Origin of the sequence: Streptomyces sp. SID13666 (assembly GCF_010548325.1) — a bacterium.
Lineage (GTDB): Bacteria > Actinomycetota > Actinomycetes > Streptomycetales > Streptomycetaceae > Actinacidiphila > Actinacidiphila fildesensis.
This window is the reverse complement of the sequence record NZ_JAAGLX010000003.1, coordinates 383,984-401,505: the sequence shown is the minus strand read 5'-3', so window position 1 is coordinate 401,505 and position 17,522 is coordinate 383,984. Positions and strand designations below refer to the sequence as shown.

Below are 17,522 nucleotides of genomic sequence, written 5' to 3'. Positions count from 1 at the left end.
ACCGGGGTGGTGAGGGGCTGCGCGAGCCCCCCTCTGTGCGTGCCCAATCTGGTGAAATGAGCTTATTGAGGGCGTTAGGGGCAGGCGCTTCCGGGCACGCGAAGGGTGAAGCGAGTCGTATCGCCCCGGCATGCACCACTCATCAAGCATGCACCCTTCGTCATACCCCAGGAGCTCTCCGTGTCTCCAGATCAGTTCTCTCCACGTCACCCCGCGGAGCAGTACCCGCAGCCGGAATTCGAGGAGCAGGATCAAACCCATCCGGGGCTGAGCGGAGCCATGGATCCGGAGCCTGACTACGGCGAGGACACCTATCGCGGCTCCGGCCGGTTGCAGGACAGAAAGGCTCTGATCACCGGAGGGGATTCCGGGATCGGTCGTGCCGTTGCGCTCGCCTTCGCTCGTGAGGGCGCGGACGTGGCAATCTCCTACTTGCCGAGCGAGGAGGAGGACGCACAGGAGACCGTCCGGCTGATCGAGCACGCGGGACGTCGGGCGCTTGCCGTGCCGGGCGACGTGCGGCAGGAGGACTACTGCGGCGCTGTAGTGCGCCGCGCGGTGGACCAGCTCGGTGGCCTGGACGTCCTGGTCAACAACGCGGCCTACCAGATGTCTCAGCCCGATGGCCTGTCAGCCATCGATACCGAGCAGTTCGACCGCGTCATGAAGACCAATCTCTACGCGATGTTCTGGCTGAGCAAAGCTGCCCTTCCCCATCTGGCTCCGGGGTCGTCCATTATCAACACCGCCTCCGTCCAGGCCTACCAGCCCAGCCCGCACTTGCTGGACTACGCCATGACCAAGGGTGCCATCGTCACCTTCACACAGGGTCTGGCTCAGCAACTCGCAACCGAGGGGATCCGGGTCAACGCGGTCGCCCCCGGTCCGGTGTGGACTCCTCTCATCCCCGCCACGATGTCCCCCCAGAAGGTCGCCGAGTTCGGCAAGCAATCGCCCCTTCAGCGGCCGGCGCAGCCGGCTGAGATGGCTCCCGCCTATGTCTTCCTCGCCTCTCAGGAAGCCGGCTACATCACCGGGGAGATTCTGAACGCCACCGGCGGCACCCCACTGCCCTGACGGGCAGCAGGTCGTTCTCGCCCGGTTGTGCCGGGTCCCGTGAGCGGTGTTGTGAGGCCCGTGACGGGGGTGATGTGTGGGAAGGGGAAGCCGGGGCACGCGGGATTTGTGTGGGTTGGCCCGCTGAAAGGTCGAACGGTGCTGAATTCAGGAAGAGAAGGCCGTGACGCCGGCTGGCGGTCTTCGGCTGTGGAATGGCGGAGCGGTACGGCCCCGGAAAGGTCGCGGCGCGGCTCGGACGGGCGGAGCCTGGCACAGGAGCCGTCCGGCGGTGGCGGTGGTGTGATGACCCGAGAGGCTGCGGTGAGCGTCACCAGCGAGTTGTCTCCGTGGGCGGGCAGGATCCTGCGATTGCCTGGCGTGTACAGCCCACAGGCCGACAGTTCGCTTTTGGCAGCTGCCATGGGGCGGGAGGGTGTCGGTGCGGGGATGGACGTCCTGGACGTGTGCACCGGCAGTGGGGCGTTGGCTCTGCATGCTGCTCGGCTGGGCGCCAGGGTGACGGCGGTGGACATCAGCCGTCGGGCCGTGGCATCGGCGCGGTTGAACGCATCGCTTGCCCGTCTGCCGGTCCGCGTCCTGCGCGGGGATCTGCTGTCGGTAGTGCCGGGCCGTTCGTTCGACGTGCTGGTCTCCAACCCGCCGTACGTACCCTCGGCCAGTGCGCAACTGCCGCGACGTGGTGCCCGCCGCGCATGGGACGCAGGTGTCGATGGGCGGGCCTTGGTGGACCGGATCTGTGAAGCCGCTCCTACCGCGCTGCGTCCGGGCGGCGTGTTGCTCATGGTCCATTCGGGGTTCAGCGGCCCGGAGGAAACGGTGAGCCGACTTGTCCGGGCAGGGCTGAGCGCTTCGGTCAGTGATCGGGTGGCGATCCCCTTCGGACCGGTGATGCGCGGGCGACTGTCATGGCTCCGGGAGCGTGGTGTGGTGCCGGCCGGCACCGACAGGGAAGAACTGGTGATCATCCGTGCACACAAGGACTGAACAACCGCGCCGCGTGACCGTGGTGGACGGCGGCCCGATCCTCGTGGAGGGTCCCGTCGAAGTGATGACGGACGACGGGAAGCTGGTGGTCTCCGATCGGGTCGTCGTCGCGCTCTGCACCTGTCGGCGCAGCCGCATCCACCCCTGGTGTGACACCAGCCATCGCCGTCGGGAGCACATTCCCGCCGCGGCCGACACCGTCCGAGCCCCGGCGTGCGGAGCCGGAGCGACTTCCGGACGTGGAGTCGAAGGGACGGACGGAAGGCAGGACAAGGAGGGAGCACCGTGACCACTCGTCAGACGGAACACCTTGGCCGTATCACTTCGGAACCGAGCCTGCCTCCAGCACGCGGACCTCTCTCCGGCAGCGTTCTTGCCGCCCTGAGCGGCCGGCGTACGCCGTTGCCCTCCGAGGGCGAGATCCGTCAAGCCGATCCCTACGGCGATGATCTCCAGCTTCTTCTGTACGTCCTGTACGAACTGCATTACCGCGGTTTCGAGGCGGTCGACGAGGGCCTGGAATGGGACCCCGCTCTGCTGCGCGTGCGTGCAGCCGCCGAGGGCATCTTTCTGAGCGCCCTTCGCGCGCACACCTCAGGCGGCAGCGACGTGCGACAGACAGTGGACGCGCTGCTGGTGGAGCCGGTGGAGGACGACGGCCACAGCGTGAGCCACCACCTGCAACGCGAGGGGGAGCGCTGGCAGATTCGGGAGTATGCGGCTCTGCGCTCGCTCTACCACCTCAAGGAGGCGGACCCCCACCTGTGGGTGGTGCCGAGGCTGCGGGGGCGAGCGAAGGCGGCCATGGTGGCCATCGAGTTCGACGAGTTCGGTGCCGGCAGGGCGGAGAACATCCACGCGCAGCTGTTCGCCGACCTGATGGCCGACCTCGATCTCGACATCGCCTACGGGCGCTACCTCGAGGAGGGGCCCGCTCAAGCGCTGGCCACGGTCAACCTGATGTCCCTGTTCGGACTCCACCGATCCCTGCGCGGTGCGCTGGTCGGTCATTTCGCCGCAGTGGAAGTGACCTCGTCCCCGGGATCCCGGAGGATGGCGAAGGCGATGAGACGCGTCGGAGCAGGTGCCGCCGCGCAACGGTTCTACGACGAGCATGTGGAAGCCGACGCGGTCCATGAACAACTGGTCCGCCGCGATGTGATCGGCGGACTTCTCGAGGACGAGCCGTACCTCGCACCGGACATCGTTCTGGGTATCGAGGCCACCGGGCATCTGGAGAACCTCCTCGCCGACCATCTTCTGTCCGCCTGGCGGGACGGAAGTACCGCCCTGCGCACACCGCTCGGCGGAGCAACGCGGCCTGTGCCGGACGGAGCCCCGCCACCGGAAGTCGCGCCTCAGCACTGAGCCCGACCGGAAAGTGCGCCCGCCGGCAGGGCACCCATGATTCACCGTAGTGAACGAGGAGTTGGCCATGCTGCCACCCCGCCCACGCGACAGACCGTTGGTCATTCTGGCGAACTTCGCCTCCGACACAGCCATAGACCTTGAACAGAGCGCGATACTCCGGCGGTGGTCGCTCCAGGCTCCCCGTGAAATCTGGCTTGCGCGCCCAGGGGATGTGCTGCTCACCCCGGTCCCGCTGTCGCCGGCATTCATCCGCTACGCCTGCTCCGTGCTGGACATGCCGATCGACGCGATCGGCGTCCTCACCGTTCCGGATGTCGCGGGGGCGGCGATGGCCGACACCGTGCGGTCCACCCGCGCGCTCACATCGCTGCGCGACCTCGTTGCACAGCGGCCCGGATACCGCCTCTTGCCCACTGCTCTGGACAGCGCGACGGTGGCACTCGCGGCGGAGCTCGACATCCCGATCTCGCCCTACGATCTCAGCACTCGGGCGGCGGGCCCGGACGCTGTTGCTGTCACCGCGCTCCTCAACACCAAAGCGGGTTTCCGGACCGCAGCACAGGATCTGGGGATGCGGCTGCCCGACGGACAGCTCTGCGATGGCTCGCGGCTCCCGGCCGTGGCCCGGGAACTCATCGGCGCCTACCAGGACATCGTCGTGAAACCGGACCGCTCCGCAGGTGGCCACGGTCTGCGGTTCATCAGTGGCAGAGATCTGCCCCTGGCCGCGGAACCCGCCGCCGGCCAATGGGTGGTCGAGGAATACCTCGCCCACTGCAGATCGGTCAGCGCCCAGTTCCATACCGGGGAACATGAGCCCCGCATGCTGTTCAGCGGAGAGATGAGCACCCGCGACGGTGCCTTCACCGGCTACCGCTCACCACTGGCCGACGTGCCCGAATACACCGTGAAGAAGCTGGAGCGATGGGGCCTCGATCTGGGCGACTACCTCGCCGCGCGAGGCTACCGAGGCCCCTACAGCATTGATGCCTTGGTCACCCGGCAGGGTGGGCTGTACGCAACGGAAGCGAATGTGCGGCGCACGGCGACCACGACCCCGCACGCCATGATCACCCGGCTGCTTCCGTCCTCCCCGACGCCCGCTTGGCTGATGGGGACTCGTCGCGCCGACCGCGTGTACACGTTCCCCGAGGCTGTAGATCTCCTGGCGGCAGCGGGCCTGGCCTATGATCCCGGCACCGGTGCAGGTGTGCTGCTGTACGCGGACGACCCCGCTGACGGTATGAGCTGGCGCTATGCGATCACTGCGCCAGACCCCGACGGTGTCCGCCAACTCGACCGTCAGTTCGCCCTGCTCTTCGCCCCATCCTGTTAGGACGGGGATCAGTGAGCCGATCCGACTCAGGTCCCGAGCATGACGGAATGGGTCCTGGCCGGCCAGCGGTTTGGGCTCCGCGGCGGATCGCACTCCGGTGGACGTCCAGGTGGCACCTCCAGCCTCCGCTCCAGGAACCTCAACCGCAGGCTCGTCAGCTGCCATCGCTGTATCCCACCCGTCGGACCGGCTGACGACTGCCGGAAGGTCGACGTCGAGGTTCCCCTGGGACTGGTACCGGCACGGTCCCCATGTCGCTGCGCCACCCCGAATGGCGTCACCCAGGATGCCGGGCTCATCGACGGACGCGACGATCGGCGGGGACCGCCGGACAGAACCGAGCGGCTCCAACCACACGCGATATCAGGAGGCAGACATGCCGCAAGGTTCCACCGCCAAGGGGAAACGGCAGAACGAGCGCATCAAGGCCGGCTCGACCAAGCGGGGCGTGAGCGCACCACGCACCAAGAAGGTCACCACCCGCGCGGTGAGCAAGGATCGCGCTCCGGTGAGTGCGGCGCGCACCATCGCTCGCACCTCGCACAAGAACACCCCCGCGGCGCGGCGCAGCGGCCTGAGCTCCCACACCGGGCCGGCCAGCCGCACTTACGACCAGCTGTACGCAGAAGCCCGGCGTCGCCGCATCGAGGGTCGTTCCTCCATGCGCAAGGCCGAACTCATAAAGGCCCTCGGCCGCTGATCGCAGCGTCGTCAGAGCACCGTCGCTCCTGACGGTCATCGCGGGCTGCTCTGAGGAGGTGAGCGGGTCCGGGCTTCGCCGCCCGGGCCCGCCCACCTTACCTCTCTATCAGCTCGTGATGATCCATAGGGGGATTCCGGGCGCCCGCCCCGCCGCTGGCCCGGGATTCGGCGGCGTTCACATCTCAGCGACGTCTCGGCGTGTGGTGCATGACTGGAGGCACGTTCTCATGTTGAAGGCCATCGCAGATGCCCTGCGAAGCATCGGTTCAGCCATCGCCACTGTGGTCACACTGCCCTTCCGCCTGATCGCCAGGCTCTTCGGCGGCGCCTCGGACAGCGCACACGGCCGCCATTGACGTCGCCTTCCGCAGATTCAGCCCCTGCGATCCGAGAGCGGCTGGGGTGGCCTGGTGACCCCAGGACCATCCGTCTCCCGGTCACCGCACCGGAGCTTCCTTTGGCGGACCCTTGCGAGGTGGTGGGCTGGGGCTGGTCGTAGCCTGCTGCTATGACTGAGGCCCCGATGCTGACTCCCTCCGAAGCCTTCGAGCTGCTGCTGGCCGGCAACCAGCGTTTTGTTGCCGGCGAGCTGCAACACCCCAACCAGGACGCCGCGCGCCGCGCTGAGACCGCGGCCGGCCAGCGTCCGTTCGCCGTGCTGTTCGGCTGCTCCGACTCCCGTCTGGCCGCAGAGATCATCTTCGATCGGGGCCTGGGTGACCTCTTCGTGGTCCGTACTGCCGGCCATGTGGCGGGGCCGGAGGTGCTGGGGAGCATCGAGTACGGGGTGAGTGTGCTGGACTGCCCGCTGGTCGTGGTGCTGGGCCACGACTCGTGCGGTGCGGTCGCGGCCACCCGTGCCGCCCTCGTCGACGGCCTGGGGACCACGGGGTATGTGCGTGACGTCATAGAGCGCGTCACGCCGAGCGTCCTGGCCGCCCGCGCCGCCGGGCTCACCGGGGACGACGACTTCATCGCCGAGCACGTACGGCAGACCGTGGATCTCCTCCTGGACCGCTCGCGGGTGCTCGCAGACGGTGTCGCCACCGGACGGACCGCGGTGGTGGGGCTGTCCTACCGGCTGGCCGACGGCAGTGCTCGACGCCTCGCAGCCCGCGGCCTGCCGACGGAAGCGATTGCCACGGGGCCAGGCGCCTGAACGAGCACCATCACCGGCACGTCGTGTGCGTCCGGCGGCCCCACAGCCGCCGGACGGCCCGGTCCCCGACGCCGACCCGGAAGCAGCCACACAGGACCGCTTGATCTGCGCGATCGGGGTAGGCGCGTGGTGTGCTGAGGATGCTGTGGGTCGCGTTGCTGGGTTGTCTTGCTGTCGCCGGTGCCGTTTTGGCGCTGGTGGCCTCGCCGTGGTGGTGGTTTGCCGGGGGACCGCTGACGGCTTTGCTGGTGCTTGCGGTGTGGGATCTGGTGCAGCGGCGGCATTCGGTGCTGCGGAACTATCCGGTGCTGGGTCATCTGCGGTTCGCCCTGGAGGGCATCCGCCCTGAGATGCAGCAGTACTTCGTGGAACGCAACGTCGACGGCAGGCCGTTCGACCGGGACACCCGCAGCATCGTCTACGAGCGTGCCAAGGGAACCGACGCCGAGGAGCCCTTCGGCACGGAGCAGGACCTGTACGCGACGGGAAGCGAGTTCCTGGTCCCATCGATGGCCCCGCACCCGGTGCGTACGGATGTGCCGCGGGTGCGGGTCGGCGGCCCGGGCTGCAAGCAGCCCTACGACATGGCGTTGCTGAACGTTTCCGCGATGAGTTTCGGCTCCCTGTCCTCGAACGCGATCCTCGCGTTGAACTCCGGTGCCGCGTTGGGCGGTTTCGCCCACGACACCGGTGAGGGTGGCCTGTCGGAGTACCACCTGCGGCCGGGCGGGGACCTGGTCTGGGAGATCGGTACCGGGTATTTCGGCTGCCGCACCGATCAGGGCGGCTTCGACCCCGCGATGTTCGCCGACAAGGCCGCGCACGAGCAGGTCCGGTGCGTGTCTCTCAAGCTGAGTCAGGGGGCCAAGCCCGGAATCGGCGGGGTGCTGCCCGGCACCAAGGTCAACGCGGAGATAGCCCAGGTCCGAGGCGTCCCGCAAGGCAGGACCATCATCTCCCCGCCTTACCACCAGGTCTTCTCCACCCCGCGCGAACTGGTTGCCTTCGTGGCCCGGATGCGGGAGCTGTCCGGCGGCAAGCCGACCGGGTTCAAACTGTGCATCGGCTCCCGAAGCCAGTTCCTGGCGGTGTGCAAGGCGATGCTGGACGAGGGCGTCACACCCGACTTCATCATCGTCGATGGTGCCGAGGGCGGGACCGGGGCCGCGCCCCTGGAGTTCGCCGACAACCTGGGCATGCCCCTGACGGACGGCCTGACCACGGTCCACCAGGCCCTGGTCGGTACGGGCCTGCGGGACCGGATCAAGATCGGGGCCAGTGGCAAGGTCGCCACCGGCAGTGACCTGGTCAAGCGTCTCCTTCAGGGGGCCGACTACACCAACGCCGCCCGGGCGATGATGTTCGCGGTGGGCTGCATCCAGGCCCAGCGGTGCCACACCAACACCTGCCCGACCGGGGTGACCACCCAGGACCCGCGCCGGGCACGCGCCCTGGACGTCGGCGACAAGTCCCGGCGGGTCCAGCGCTTCCAGGAAGCGACCGTCAAGAGCGCCCTGCAGATCATGGCGTCGATGGGCGTGGACGAACCCTCAGACCTGGCCCCGCACATGCTGCGCCGCCGCATCGACTCCGTCACCGTCCGCTCGTACGCCGAGCTGTACCCGCCCCTGGCGCCGGGCGAGCTGATCCACCAGGCGCCGGAATTCTGGGCGGCGGACTGGAAGGCCGCGGACCCCGACCGCTTCACCGTCTGACCCGGCTGGCCCTGCCGGCCCGTTTCCCTGCTCGACCGCCTGACGAACCGGAGGATTTTTCCGTGGCACGCACTGTGGCTCGTGTGATCATCGACGCCCTGCAGGAACTGGAGGTCGGTCACGTCTTCGGCGTGGTCGGCGACGCGTTGAACCCGCTGACCGACGCCATCCGCACCACCGATGGTTTGGAGTGGGTGGGGTGCCGCCATGAGGAGGCCGCCGCGTTCGCCGCGAGCGCGCAGTCCCAGCTTTCCGGGAGTCTGGGTGTGTGCATGGGCACCGTCGGGCCGGGCGCGATCCACCTGCTCAACGGCCTCTACGACGCCGCGAAGAGCCGCACTCCCGTGCTGGCCATCGCCGGACAGGTACCGCTGGCCGAAATGGGCAGCGACTACTTCCAGGAGGTCGACAACGACCTGCTGTTCCGCGACGTCGCCGTCTACCGCGCCACCGTCACCTCACCCGACCAGATGCCCCGTCTCCTGGAGGCGGCTGTGCGCGCCGCGGTCGGCCACGGCGGGGTTGCGGTCCTGACAGTGCCCGGCGACCTGGGCGACCAGGAGCTGACGCAGGACCGTCCCGCCCGCTTCCCCCGGACCCGCCAGCTCACCCGCCCCGATGAGCCCGGCATCCTGCAGGCGGCCGAGATCATCAACGCCGCGTCCAAGGTGACCCTGCTGGTGGGACGCGGTGCCCGCGACGCCCGCGAGGAAGTCCTGGCACTGGCCGAGCACATTGGCGCGCCCATGGTGCTCACCCTCAAGGCCAAGGAGGGCTTCGAGGGCGACAACCCCTACCAGGTCGGCCAGACCGGCTTGATCGGCAATCCCGCCGCGGCCGGCGCACTCGACGAGTGCGACACCCTGCTCATGCTCGGCACCGACTTCCCCTACCGCGACTGGTACCCCACCGGCTGCCGTGTCGTCCAGATCGACACCCAGGAACAGAACCTCGGGCGGCGTGTACCCATCGACGCAGGACTGGCCGGCGACACCGGCGCCACCCTGCGCGCCCTGCTACCTCACCTGGACGCCAAGCCCGACCGCGCGCACCTCGATACCGCGCGCAAGCACTTCGCCACCTGGCACGATGGCCAGCAGCGCCTGGCCGAACCCGCGCACGACACCAAGCGCTGGACCGGACGGCTGCGCAGCGCACTGGACAACCCCGACCACGACATCCGGCCCGAAGCTCTGGCCGCCGCGGTCGACGCGTGCGCCGACGACGACGCGATCTTCACCTCCGACACCGGTATGGCCACCGTGTGGCTGTCCCGCTTCGTGACGATGCACGGTGACCGCCGTCTGATCGGGTCCTACAACCTCGGCTCCATGGCCAATGCCATGCCCCAGGCGCTGGGCGCACAGCTGTGGGCACCGGGCCGCCAGGTCGTCGCGTTCTGCGGCGACGGCGGACTGAGCATGCTGCTCGGCGACTTGATGACCATCAAGACGTATCAGTTGCCGGTGAAGCTGGTCGTCTTCGACAACCGCCGTCTGGGCATGGTCAAACTCGAACAGGAACAGGCCGGACTGGCCGAGTTCGGCACCGAGCTCGACAACCCCGATTTCGCCGCGGTCGCCACCGCCCTCGGGCTGACCGGCATCCGCGTCACCGACCCCGGCACCCTCACCGACAGCGTCCGCCGCGCCTTCGCCACCCCGGGGCCGGTCCTCCTCGACGTACTGACCAACCCGCAAGAAGTCGCCGTCCCCGGCAAGCCCACCGTCCAGCAGGGCTGGGGCTTCGCCATCGCCAAGGTCAAGGAACTCCTCCAGAGCCACGAGGGCTGACCACCAGGAGCACGGTAACGGGGTCCCCGCAGCCCTCTCTTCGGCCACCAGCAGACGCTTTCTGCAATGAACCCGGTGCGGCTTTCGTCCGTGCGCGACACGCGCCGAAATGCATCTCGGAACAGATGTTCGGCGTGCGGCGGGAATGGCTGGGGTGATACCGGGTATCCGCAGCTTCAGCACGCCAGGCAGCCACCACACTCCGGGAGTCAACTCATGGCCACTGCATCCGCAGCGATAGCCTCCCCGGCCACTCACGTTGCGACGGTGGCAGACCTGCCTTGGGTGGAGGATGCCGGGAAGGTCGCTCCGAAGGACGCCTGCACGTTCTCAAGCCGCTCATGGCGCAGCTGGGTGAGCGCGACCTGCGCATCCTACAGATGCGTTTCGGCGACGAGATGACCCAGGCGCAGATCGGCGTCGAGCTCGGCATCTCTCAGATGCACGTCAGCAGACTCCTGACCAAGGTCCTGGACCGCTTGCGGCAAGGAATGCTCGCAGAGGCCACCACCTGATTGCGCTCCCGTAGCCGCGAGATCACGCAGGCCCGCCCCGCATCGCGCGAGGCGGGCCTTTCGCTGCACGTCTGGAAGGGTGCAGAGGGGGAAGTCGACCGGTTGGCCGTGATGTCTTCGCGGTGGGTGTGTGGCAGGCCGCCGGGATCGCTCTGCAGTGATGACGATGCCCCGCGGGTCGCAGAAAGCAGAGGGCAGATCATGTCGTCGATATCCGGGCCCGCGCAGGACCCGGTCGAGATACCACCAGCACAAGGCCTGTCGGGGCCGGCGGCGCTGAATGTGCGGGGCATGCGGCGCAGGTCCTGGTTCGTCGCCGGATTCACCTTCACCCTGGGGGCCTTCCTGGCGTGGCAGGTCGCGCAGGCGGTGCTCCGGGCCAGTCAGGTGCTGCTGCTGGTAGTGCTGGCGTTCTTGCTGGCGGTCAGCCTGGAACCCTTGGTCGGGTGGCTGGTGGCGCGGGGGCACCGGCGCGGGCGCGCGGTGCTGATCGTGTGCGCCGTGTTGCTCCTGATCGTGGCGGGCCTGCTCGCCGTGGTCGTCCCCCCGGTGGTCACCGAAGTGGAAGCGCTCATCCACGCGGTGCCGGGCTGGCTGCAGCAATTGCACGACCACCAGTCGACCCTGGGCCGCTTGGAGGACCGCTACCACCTCACGGACAAGGCCAAGACCCAGATCGGCTCCGGTGGCGGATCCAGCATCTTCGGCGGCCTGTTGGGCGCCGGCCTGTATGTCGTCAGCGCCCTCACCGCGACTGCCGTGGTCGTGACCCTGACGGTGTACTTCATGGCCGGCATGCCTGCCATCAAGCGCTTCTTCTACCAGTTGGTCCCTGGCAGCCGCCGCGCCCGCACCCAGGAGATCACCGAGGAGATCCTGGTGCGCATCGGCAGGTTCATGCTCGGCAACGTGGCCACCTCCGCGATTGCCGGAGTGGCCACGTTCGCGTGGTGCGCTCCGATGAGCGTCCCGTACGCGGCGGCACTGGGAGTGTTCACCGCGGTGATGGACATGATCCCGATGGTCGGCTCAACGATCGCGGGTGTGGTCGTGAGCCTGGTGGCGCTGTCGGTGTCCTGGCCGGTCGCGGTCGCCACCGCGGGTTTCTACATCGCCTTCCGCCTGCTGGAGGACTACCTGATCATGCCCCGGGCGATGCGCTACGCGGTCGACGTCCACCCCCTCGTCACCGTGGTCGCGGTCCTCGCGGGAGGAGCCCTGCTCGGGATCGTCGGAGCACTGGTCGCCGTCCCGGTCGCCGTGGCCATCAACCTGGTCCTGGACGAAGTCGTCTTCCCCGAACTCGACGCCGCCTGAGCGCGGCAGCCCCACCCTGCACGAGGTTGCCTCAACCGGTCACCCCCGCGGGGCCACAGACAGGCGGCGTACTTCGGTGATCCTGCACTCCTGGGTCATCGCCGCAGGTCAGGTCGTCTGCCTGATCGGGTCGCCCTCCCGGAGCGGCAGATCACCGCCCTCGTCGGGCGCATGATCGAATCAAGTGGGGGAATGCGCTGGCCAGGAGGCTGATAACCATGGGTCCACTTCTTTTGGTTCTACTGCTCGCGCTCATCCTGTTCGGTGCCGGGTTCGCTCTGAAGATCCTTTGGTGGGTCGCCGTCATCGTCCTGGTGGTCTGGTTGTTGGGCTTCGTCATGCGGGGCACGCACTCCAGCGGCGGCCGTAACCGCTGGTATCGCTGGTAGTCGTACGCGGCACCAGCACACTGCGTGGCTGTGGGTCCGGACGGTCGTCCGGACCCACAGCCATGTGTCCTCCTGCGGCCCTCCGGAAGTCCGTCCGTAGGAGAGACGACCACACCCCGGGCAGTGGCGACCCGCACGCTGTCCTGGCCCACCACGCGCGATAGCGCTCGACGGTCCCGGCTCTGGCGGCCGGAGTGTGACACCCCGACACTGAGTACCCGCCCGGGGTATGGTCAGAACGTGGCGCCCCTCGGTAGCGCCCATGGTCTGAGAAGGGAACCGGCAGTGGCAGGCATCGGACGGGCGCGCAGGCGGGGCATCGCCCGGCTGCTGACGCTGTGTGCGGTGCTGCTCGGCCTGTTCCTCATGCACGGCGCACCGGCCACCGCGGCCGAAGGCTGCCACGGAGCGATGACCGCCACCTCCCCGACACCGCACCGCCATGCCACCGCCGCGATGACGTCCACGGTTCCGGCAACTATGACGACGGTGACGACGCCTCCAGCGATGGCACATCCCGACGTACCGCAGGCGTCGAGCGGCGCGATGTGCGTCTCGACTCCCGCTCGGGACCGGAACCCGCTGCCGATGGGCGGGGCCCTGATGGCTGTCGTCGCGGTGCTGGTGGCCGGCTTCCTCTCGAACCGTCCGGTGTCCCTGGGCGGGTCGCGGCGGCGCGGACCCCCGCCACCGGGCGGGCGAAGTCTGCTCCTGACGGTGTGTATCGCGCGGACCTGACAGGACCGTGCCGGAATCCGGATCTTCTACGGGGCCCGGCGAGGTGTCCTGCTCACTCCCGCGCGCCCGCCCGGCGTGGTGCGCCCACTCGGAAAGACCACCGCAATGACTCCCTCCTCCCGTACCACCGCGCGCCGACGTGCCCTCGCGGCCGCCGGCACCGCAGCCGCCCTCGCCCTGACCCTGGCCGCCTGCGGATCCTCCAACGACTCCTCGATGCCCGGCATGGACCACGGCGCCAAGCCCTCCGCGTCATCCTCAACGCAGGCCACACCCCCGATGAGCACCATGCCCGGCATGGGCACCATGGCCGACGGCGACGGCCTGTCCGACACGAAGGACGGCTACCGCCTCACCAGCCAGGACACCACCCTCCCGGCAGGTCAGCAGGCCGCGTACCGGTTCACTGTCACCGGTCCGGACGGCAGGCCCGTCACCGACTTCGCCGTCGAGCAGAGCAAACGGATGCACTTCTACGCCATCCGCTCGGACCTGACCGGCTTCCAGCACCTCCACCCGACCATGGCCGCTGACGGCACCTGGACGGCCGACCTGGCCGCCCTCGCGCCCGGCACCTGGCACCTGTTCACCTCCTTCACCCCCAGCACCGGAACAGGCAAGGGCACAGCGTTCGTCCTCAGCCGCACCGCCACCGTCCCCGGGGCGGCGACGAAGACCTCGCTGCCGGCGGCAACCACCTCCGCCGAAGTCGACGGCTACACCATCACCGTCAAGGGCTCCCCGATGGCCGGCATGGAACACCCGCTGACCGTCAACATCACCCGGGGCGGCAAGCCCGTCACCGACCTCCAGCCCTACCTGGACACCTACGCACACCTCACCGCCTTCCACGAGGGCGACACCGCCTTCGCCCACCTCCACCCGACGACCAAGGTCAACGGCGACCACGGGGGACCGGAACTGTCCTTCCACGCCGAACTGCCCACGCCCGGCAACTGGCGGCTGTTCCTGCAGTTCCAGACCGGCGGAAAACTCCACACCGCCGCCCTGACCCTGAACGTCGGCTGAACCCTTGCGGGGCGCCGCCAGACGGCGGCGCCCCGCGCTCACCCACCCGCTGCGCGACCGCGGAGGCGGAGCGTGTCGGTGGGCCCCAGGCCGTACTCCTGTCGGAAGGCTTCAGGAAGGGTCCACGCCGTACTGCATGCACGGTCGATCGCCGGTTCGATGACCTGGGAGATCACCTGGGCTCTGATCCTGGGCTTCGCCCTGTCCGCCGTGGTCCAGGCAGTCGTCCGCAAATCCACCGTCGTCTCACTCCTCGGCGACGACCGCCCCCGCACCCTGGCCATCGCCGCCGGCCTCGGCGCCGCCTCTTCCTCGGGCTCCTACGCCGCCGCAGCAGGGGGGCCAGGGTGCCGAACTCGTGTGCGGGGGCGGCGATGCTCAGTACGGCGCCGGTCATGCCGGTGAGGGTGCGCAGCAGGCTCTGGACGCCTTTGAGCGAGGGGTGACGTCGTGGGCGGCGATCGAGTGTGCGTCCGTTGTCGGAGCCGAGGCGCCGGGCGATCTTCCATGGCTCCGAGAACCCCCACTTCAGCAGCAGCGGCGCTCCCCGCGCGATTGTCAGACCCTGCGTCTAGCGTGGGAACGGAGTCGGGTCACGTCGTCCACGACACAGGAGTCGATCGATCATGGCTGAGTTCCCCGAAGGCGCACCCTGCTGGGTGGACGCGATGTTCTCCGATCTGGAGGGCGCGAAGAGCTTCTACGCCGACGTACTGGGCTGGACCTTCGCCGAGTCCAGCAGCGAGTACGGCAATTACACGCAGGCTTACTCCGACGGCAAGGCTGTCGCGGCCGTCGTGCCGCCGATGCCGGGGCAGGAGGGCCAGTCGCAGTGGTGTCTCTACCTGTCCTCGCCCGACGCGGCGGCCACCGCGGAGAAGATCAAGGCAGCGGGTGGTGAGCTGTTGATGGAGCCGATGCAGGTGGGCTCCTTCGGCACGATGGCTATCGCGAAGGAGCCGAGCGGCGCGGTGTTCGGTGTCTGGCAGCCGGGTGATCACAAGGGCTTCGAGAAGCTCGGCGAGCCGGGCTCGTACTGCTGGGCCGAGTTCTTCTCGCGCGACGTGGCCAAGGCGGACGCGTTCCTTCCGCGGGTCTTCCCGTACGGGACCCAGCAGATGGACCTCGGCGATTCCCCGGAGGCGGCGGGGATGGACTTCAAGGTCTTCAGCCTTGGCGGTCCGGAGAACCCGGTGCTGGGCCGGATGAACATGGGTAGTGATTTCCCGCCGGAGATCCCCTCCTATGTCCAGGTCTATTTTGGCGTCCCGGACTGCGATGAGGCGGTCGCGAAGACGACCAAGCGCGGCGGCAAGCTCCTCTTCGGGCCCATGGACAGCCCCTTCGGCCGCTTCGCGGCGGTGTCGGACCCGCAGGGCGCGGCGTTCGCCGTGATCGACATGTCGAAGACGGTCGGCGAGATGCCGAAGTTCGCCTGACGGGAGCCCGATCGTCCGAGGGGCGGGGTCGCCGCAGGGCCGGTTGCTCGTCGACCGCGACGGCACTCTGAGCGCCAGCGGATCAACGGCGGTCGGGGTGGCCCGTTCCGCAAGGGCTGAATACGGTGCGTCGCTGAGGAGCGCAGTGCTCAGCGTTCTTCGCGCTGGACGAGTCGGTAGCGGTTGCCTGGAGTGGTGCCCTTTTTGGCGGTTGCATGCTGCTGTCGATGCGTGGTGGAGGCGTTGACGAGGGCGTTGACCAGCGGGTTGCGTGAGCGCAGCCGCCTGAGTACGGCGGTGGAGTAGCCCACGAGTGCCGTGGCGGCCGCCAGGGTGGATCCGGAGGCGACTTGGCTGAGAACCAGGCGTAGTTCGGGCGCCGAGAAACCTGGTTCGTCGCCATGGCGGCCGTGCGCCTGCGCCATGGCCTGGACGCTGGCCATGGCGGCGTGGAAGGACGGATCCTGTTCGCGCCAGTCACTGAGCAGGGCCTCGGAGATGCCTGCCGCTGCGGCACACGCCGCCGGGGGCAGACCGAGTGCTGCCGCTCGGATGGCATCGGCCCGGCGGAGGGCATTTTCCTCGGAGAGCACCGCCGTCCCGTGGAGGACCGAGACGAGCGTGTGGTCGATCGTCTCCGGGGGCGTGACGAGGCCGGCCACGACGGAGCGGGCCCACCCGTCATGGTTGCTTGACTCACCCTGTGGGTATGCGGCCAATTTCCTCGGTCCCCCTGTGGTTCTGTCCGTGCGATAGGTGTCCGTCCGGTTCAGGCCGCCACGACGGTTGTACGATCGTCGGTTCGAGCGGTGAGGGAGGCGGAGGATCAGCGCACGAGCAGGATAGCGGTGGTGGCGCGGTCGGTGAGTACCAAGCCTGCGGCCCACAGTCTCGAAGTGCAGGGGGTGGCGAGGATCCATGCTGGGGGAAGGCCGACGACCCAGGGCGCAGCACAGGACGCCGACGGCGCAGGCGGCGGCCACCGGCCGGTCCACGGGTGGGGCACGTTCGACTACACCCTTGTAGACGGATGGCTGATCAACCTCTATGGTTAGCCGAGCCTTGCCTAAGCATGAGGGCAGGTTCCTTCGCGTCCGCCCGTTGCCATGGAGTAGGTATGTCCAGTTCCCAGATTGCCTTGCTCGGCGCGGTTGCGGGGTTCACGATCTACCTCGGGCTTCCGCTGGGCAGGTTGCGCAACGCCGCACCGCGCTTGAGGGCCGGACTGAATGCCGTTGCGATCGGTGTCCTGGTGTTCCTCGTCTGGGACATCCTGACCCATGCATGGGAGCCCACGGACGCGGCGCTGAGCGACAAGCACTGGGGTACCGCGCTCGTCGGCGGAACAGTGCTGGCGGCCGGGCTGGCGATCGGACTCGCCGGATTGGTGCACTACGACCGCTGGGCGGCGGCACGGCGAGCCAAGTCCGGGCTCCCGCACGGACCCGGCGCCGCGGATACCGCCGAACTCGCCCCCGCCAAGCGGTCGCAGGCCGGTGAGCTCGCTTTGATGATCGCTACCGGTATCGGTCTGCACAACTTCGCCGAGGGGCTGGCGATCGGCAACTCCGCGGCGCAGGGTGAGATTTCCCTGGCGGTGCTGCTGGTCATCGGCTTTGGCCTGCACAACGCCACCGAAGGGTTCGGCATCGTCGCTCCCCTGGCGGCTGAGGGTGAACGCCCGACGTGGTCGACGTTGCTCTGGCTGGGTCTGATCGGTGGTGGGCCGACGTTCCTGGGCACCCTTCTTGGCCAGCACCTGGTCAATGACACGTTGTCGATCGCGTTCCTCGGCCTGGCCGCCGGATCCATCCTCTATGTCGTCATCGAACTTCTCGCGGTGGCCCGCCGTGCGGCGGCGTCGAAGGAACTGACGACGTGGTGCATTCTGCTCGGCCTGCTCCTCGGATTCGCGACCGACGCCGTGGTCACCGCCGCCGGGGTATGACCCTTCG

At 68.5% G+C, this 17,522-nt stretch carries 17 protein-coding genes and 2 pseudogenes; 18 read left to right on the top strand and 1 reads right to left on the bottom strand.

All coding sequences use genetic code 11. The annotated features are described in order from the left end of the window. The first annotated feature begins 180 nt into the window (after positions 1 to 180). From G3I60_RS08760 to G3I60_RS08685, 17 genes and pseudogenes are all read left to right on the top strand, one after another. Positions 181 to 1,077 (top strand): SDR family oxidoreductase, encoded by an 897-nt coding sequence (locus G3I60_RS08760; RefSeq protein WP_164293046.1) that lies wholly within the window; start codon positions 181 to 183, stop codon positions 1,075 to 1,077. A gap of 285 nt (positions 1,078 to 1,362) precedes the next feature. Next, entirely contained in the window at positions 1,363 to 2,064 is a 702-nt protein-coding gene (locus G3I60_RS08755; RefSeq protein WP_164293045.1) for a HemK2/MTQ2 family protein methyltransferase, read from the top strand. 13 nt (positions 2,065 to 2,077) lie between these two features. Then, the gene (locus tag G3I60_RS46735; RefSeq protein ID WP_187145111.1) at positions 2,078 to 2,353 is read left to right on the top strand and encodes a CDGSH iron-sulfur domain-containing protein; all 276 of its coding nucleotides are present in this window, start codon (positions 2,078 to 2,080) and stop codon (positions 2,351 to 2,353) included. Further along, positions 2,350 to 3,432 (top strand): iron-containing redox enzyme family protein, encoded by a 1,083-nt coding sequence (locus G3I60_RS08745; RefSeq protein WP_164293044.1) that lies wholly within the window; start codon positions 2,350 to 2,352, stop codon positions 3,430 to 3,432. Before G3I60_RS46735 ends, G3I60_RS08745 begins: the two co-directional genes overlap by 4 nt. 49 nt (positions 3,433 to 3,481) lie before the next feature. Further along, entirely contained in the window at positions 3,482 to 4,771 is a 1,290-nt protein-coding gene (locus G3I60_RS08740) for a peptide ligase PGM1-related protein (protein WP_164293043.1), read from the top strand. A gap of 376 nt (positions 4,772 to 5,147) precedes the next feature. After that, positions 5,148 to 5,471 carry a plasmid stabilization protein gene (locus G3I60_RS08735; RefSeq protein ID WP_138352754.1) on the top strand — a complete coding sequence of 108 codons (324 nt, stop codon included), beginning with the start codon at positions 5,148 to 5,150 and terminating at the stop codon, positions 5,469 to 5,471. A 229-nt stretch (positions 5,472 to 5,700) separates the two neighbouring features. Continuing rightward, complete coding sequence (locus G3I60_RS46325) at positions 5,701 to 5,829, top strand: LPFR motif small protein (protein WP_275405880.1); 129 nt, start codon at positions 5,701 to 5,703, stop codon at positions 5,827 to 5,829. 152 nt (positions 5,830 to 5,981) lie between these two features. Then, positions 5,982 to 6,632: a carbonic anhydrase gene (locus G3I60_RS08730; RefSeq protein WP_164293042.1), complete on the top strand. Its 651-nt coding sequence runs from the start codon at positions 5,982 to 5,984 to the stop codon at positions 6,630 to 6,632. Positions 6,633 to 6,772: 140 nt separating this feature from the next. After that, positions 6,773 to 8,347, top strand: a complete 1,575-nt coding sequence (locus tag G3I60_RS08725) for an FMN-binding glutamate synthase family protein (RefSeq protein WP_164293105.1) — start codon at positions 6,773 to 6,775, stop codon at positions 8,345 to 8,347. 62 nt (positions 8,348 to 8,409) lie between these two features. After that, complete coding sequence (locus G3I60_RS08720; protein ID WP_164293041.1) at positions 8,410 to 10,140, top strand: thiamine pyrophosphate-dependent enzyme; 1,731 nt, start codon at positions 8,410 to 8,412, stop codon at positions 10,138 to 10,140. Positions 10,141 to 10,460: 320 nt separating this feature from the next. Continuing rightward, positions 10,461 to 10,655 (top strand): annotated as a pseudogene (locus G3I60_RS08715) (sigma-70 family RNA polymerase sigma factor); the annotation flags it as partial. A gap of 201 nt (positions 10,656 to 10,856) precedes the next feature. Next, positions 10,857 to 11,972, top strand: coding sequence for an AI-2E family transporter (locus G3I60_RS08710; RefSeq protein ID WP_232486016.1), 1,116 nt, complete (start codon positions 10,857 to 10,859; stop codon positions 11,970 to 11,972). A gap of 218 nt (positions 11,973 to 12,190) precedes the next feature. Beyond that, positions 12,191 to 12,361: a hydrophobic protein gene (locus G3I60_RS08705; RefSeq protein WP_164293039.1), complete on the top strand. Its 171-nt coding sequence runs from the start codon at positions 12,191 to 12,193 to the stop codon at positions 12,359 to 12,361. A 285-nt stretch (positions 12,362 to 12,646) separates the two neighbouring features. Continuing rightward, entirely contained in the window at positions 12,647 to 13,099 is a 453-nt protein-coding gene (locus tag G3I60_RS08700) for a hypothetical protein (protein WP_138352758.1), read from the top strand. A 105-nt stretch (positions 13,100 to 13,204) separates the two neighbouring features. After that, complete coding sequence (locus G3I60_RS08695) at positions 13,205 to 14,128, top strand: hypothetical protein (RefSeq protein ID WP_164293038.1); 924 nt, start codon at positions 13,205 to 13,207, stop codon at positions 14,126 to 14,128. 78 nt (positions 14,129 to 14,206) lie between these two features. Continuing rightward, positions 14,207 to 14,458, top strand: a pseudogene (locus G3I60_RS08690) (permease); the annotation flags it as partial. Positions 14,459 to 14,754: 296 nt separating this feature from the next. Continuing rightward, positions 14,755 to 15,567, top strand: a complete 813-nt coding sequence (locus tag G3I60_RS08685) for a VOC family protein (RefSeq protein ID WP_138352760.1) — start codon at positions 14,755 to 14,757, stop codon at positions 15,565 to 15,567. 149 nt (positions 15,568 to 15,716) lie between these two features. On the opposite strand, the gene G3I60_RS08680 is transcribed toward G3I60_RS08685, so the two are convergent. After that, entirely contained in the window at positions 15,717 to 16,229 is a 513-nt protein-coding gene (locus G3I60_RS08680) for a hypothetical protein (RefSeq protein WP_138352761.1), read from the bottom strand. Positions 16,230 to 16,684: 455 nt separating this feature from the next. Here G3I60_RS08680 and G3I60_RS08675 point away from each other — a divergent pair, with 455 nt between their 5' ends. Beyond that, a complete protein-coding gene (locus G3I60_RS08675) occupies positions 16,685 to 17,515 on the top strand; it encodes a ZIP family metal transporter (protein ID WP_164293037.1) in 831 nt (276 codons plus the stop codon). Positions 17,516 to 17,522 lie beyond the last annotated feature (7 nt).

What these genes read in the sequence shown, in the direction of transcription:
- G3I60_RS08685 (WP_138352760.1), top strand. Translation starts at nt 14,755, where the DNA reads ATGGCTGAGTTCCCCGAAGGCGCACCCTGCTGGGTGGACGCGATGTTC.
- G3I60_RS08710 (WP_232486016.1), top strand. Translation starts at nt 10,857, where the DNA reads ATGTCGTCGATATCCGGGCCCGCGCAGGACCCGGTCGAGATACCACCA.
- G3I60_RS08705 (WP_164293039.1), top strand. Translation starts at nt 12,191, where the DNA reads ATGGGTCCACTTCTTTTGGTTCTACTGCTCGCGCTCATCCTGTTCGGT.
- G3I60_RS08695 (WP_164293038.1), top strand. Translation starts at nt 13,205, where the DNA reads ATGACTCCCTCCTCCCGTACCACCGCGCGCCGACGTGCCCTCGCGGCC.
- G3I60_RS08675 (WP_164293037.1), top strand. Translation starts at nt 16,685, where the DNA reads ATGTCCAGTTCCCAGATTGCCTTGCTCGGCGCGGTTGCGGGGTTCACG.
- G3I60_RS08735 (WP_138352754.1), top strand. Translation starts at nt 5,148, where the DNA reads ATGCCGCAAGGTTCCACCGCCAAGGGGAAACGGCAGAACGAGCGCATC.
- G3I60_RS08730 (WP_164293042.1), top strand. Translation starts at nt 5,982, where the DNA reads ATGACTGAGGCCCCGATGCTGACTCCCTCCGAAGCCTTCGAGCTGCTG.
- G3I60_RS46325 (WP_275405880.1), top strand. Translation starts at nt 5,701, where the DNA reads ATGTTGAAGGCCATCGCAGATGCCCTGCGAAGCATCGGTTCAGCCATC.
- G3I60_RS08755 (WP_164293045.1), top strand. Translation starts at nt 1,363, where the DNA reads ATGACCCGAGAGGCTGCGGTGAGCGTCACCAGCGAGTTGTCTCCGTGG.
- G3I60_RS08725 (WP_164293105.1), top strand. Translation starts at nt 6,773, where the DNA reads ATGCTGTGGGTCGCGTTGCTGGGTTGTCTTGCTGTCGCCGGTGCCGTT.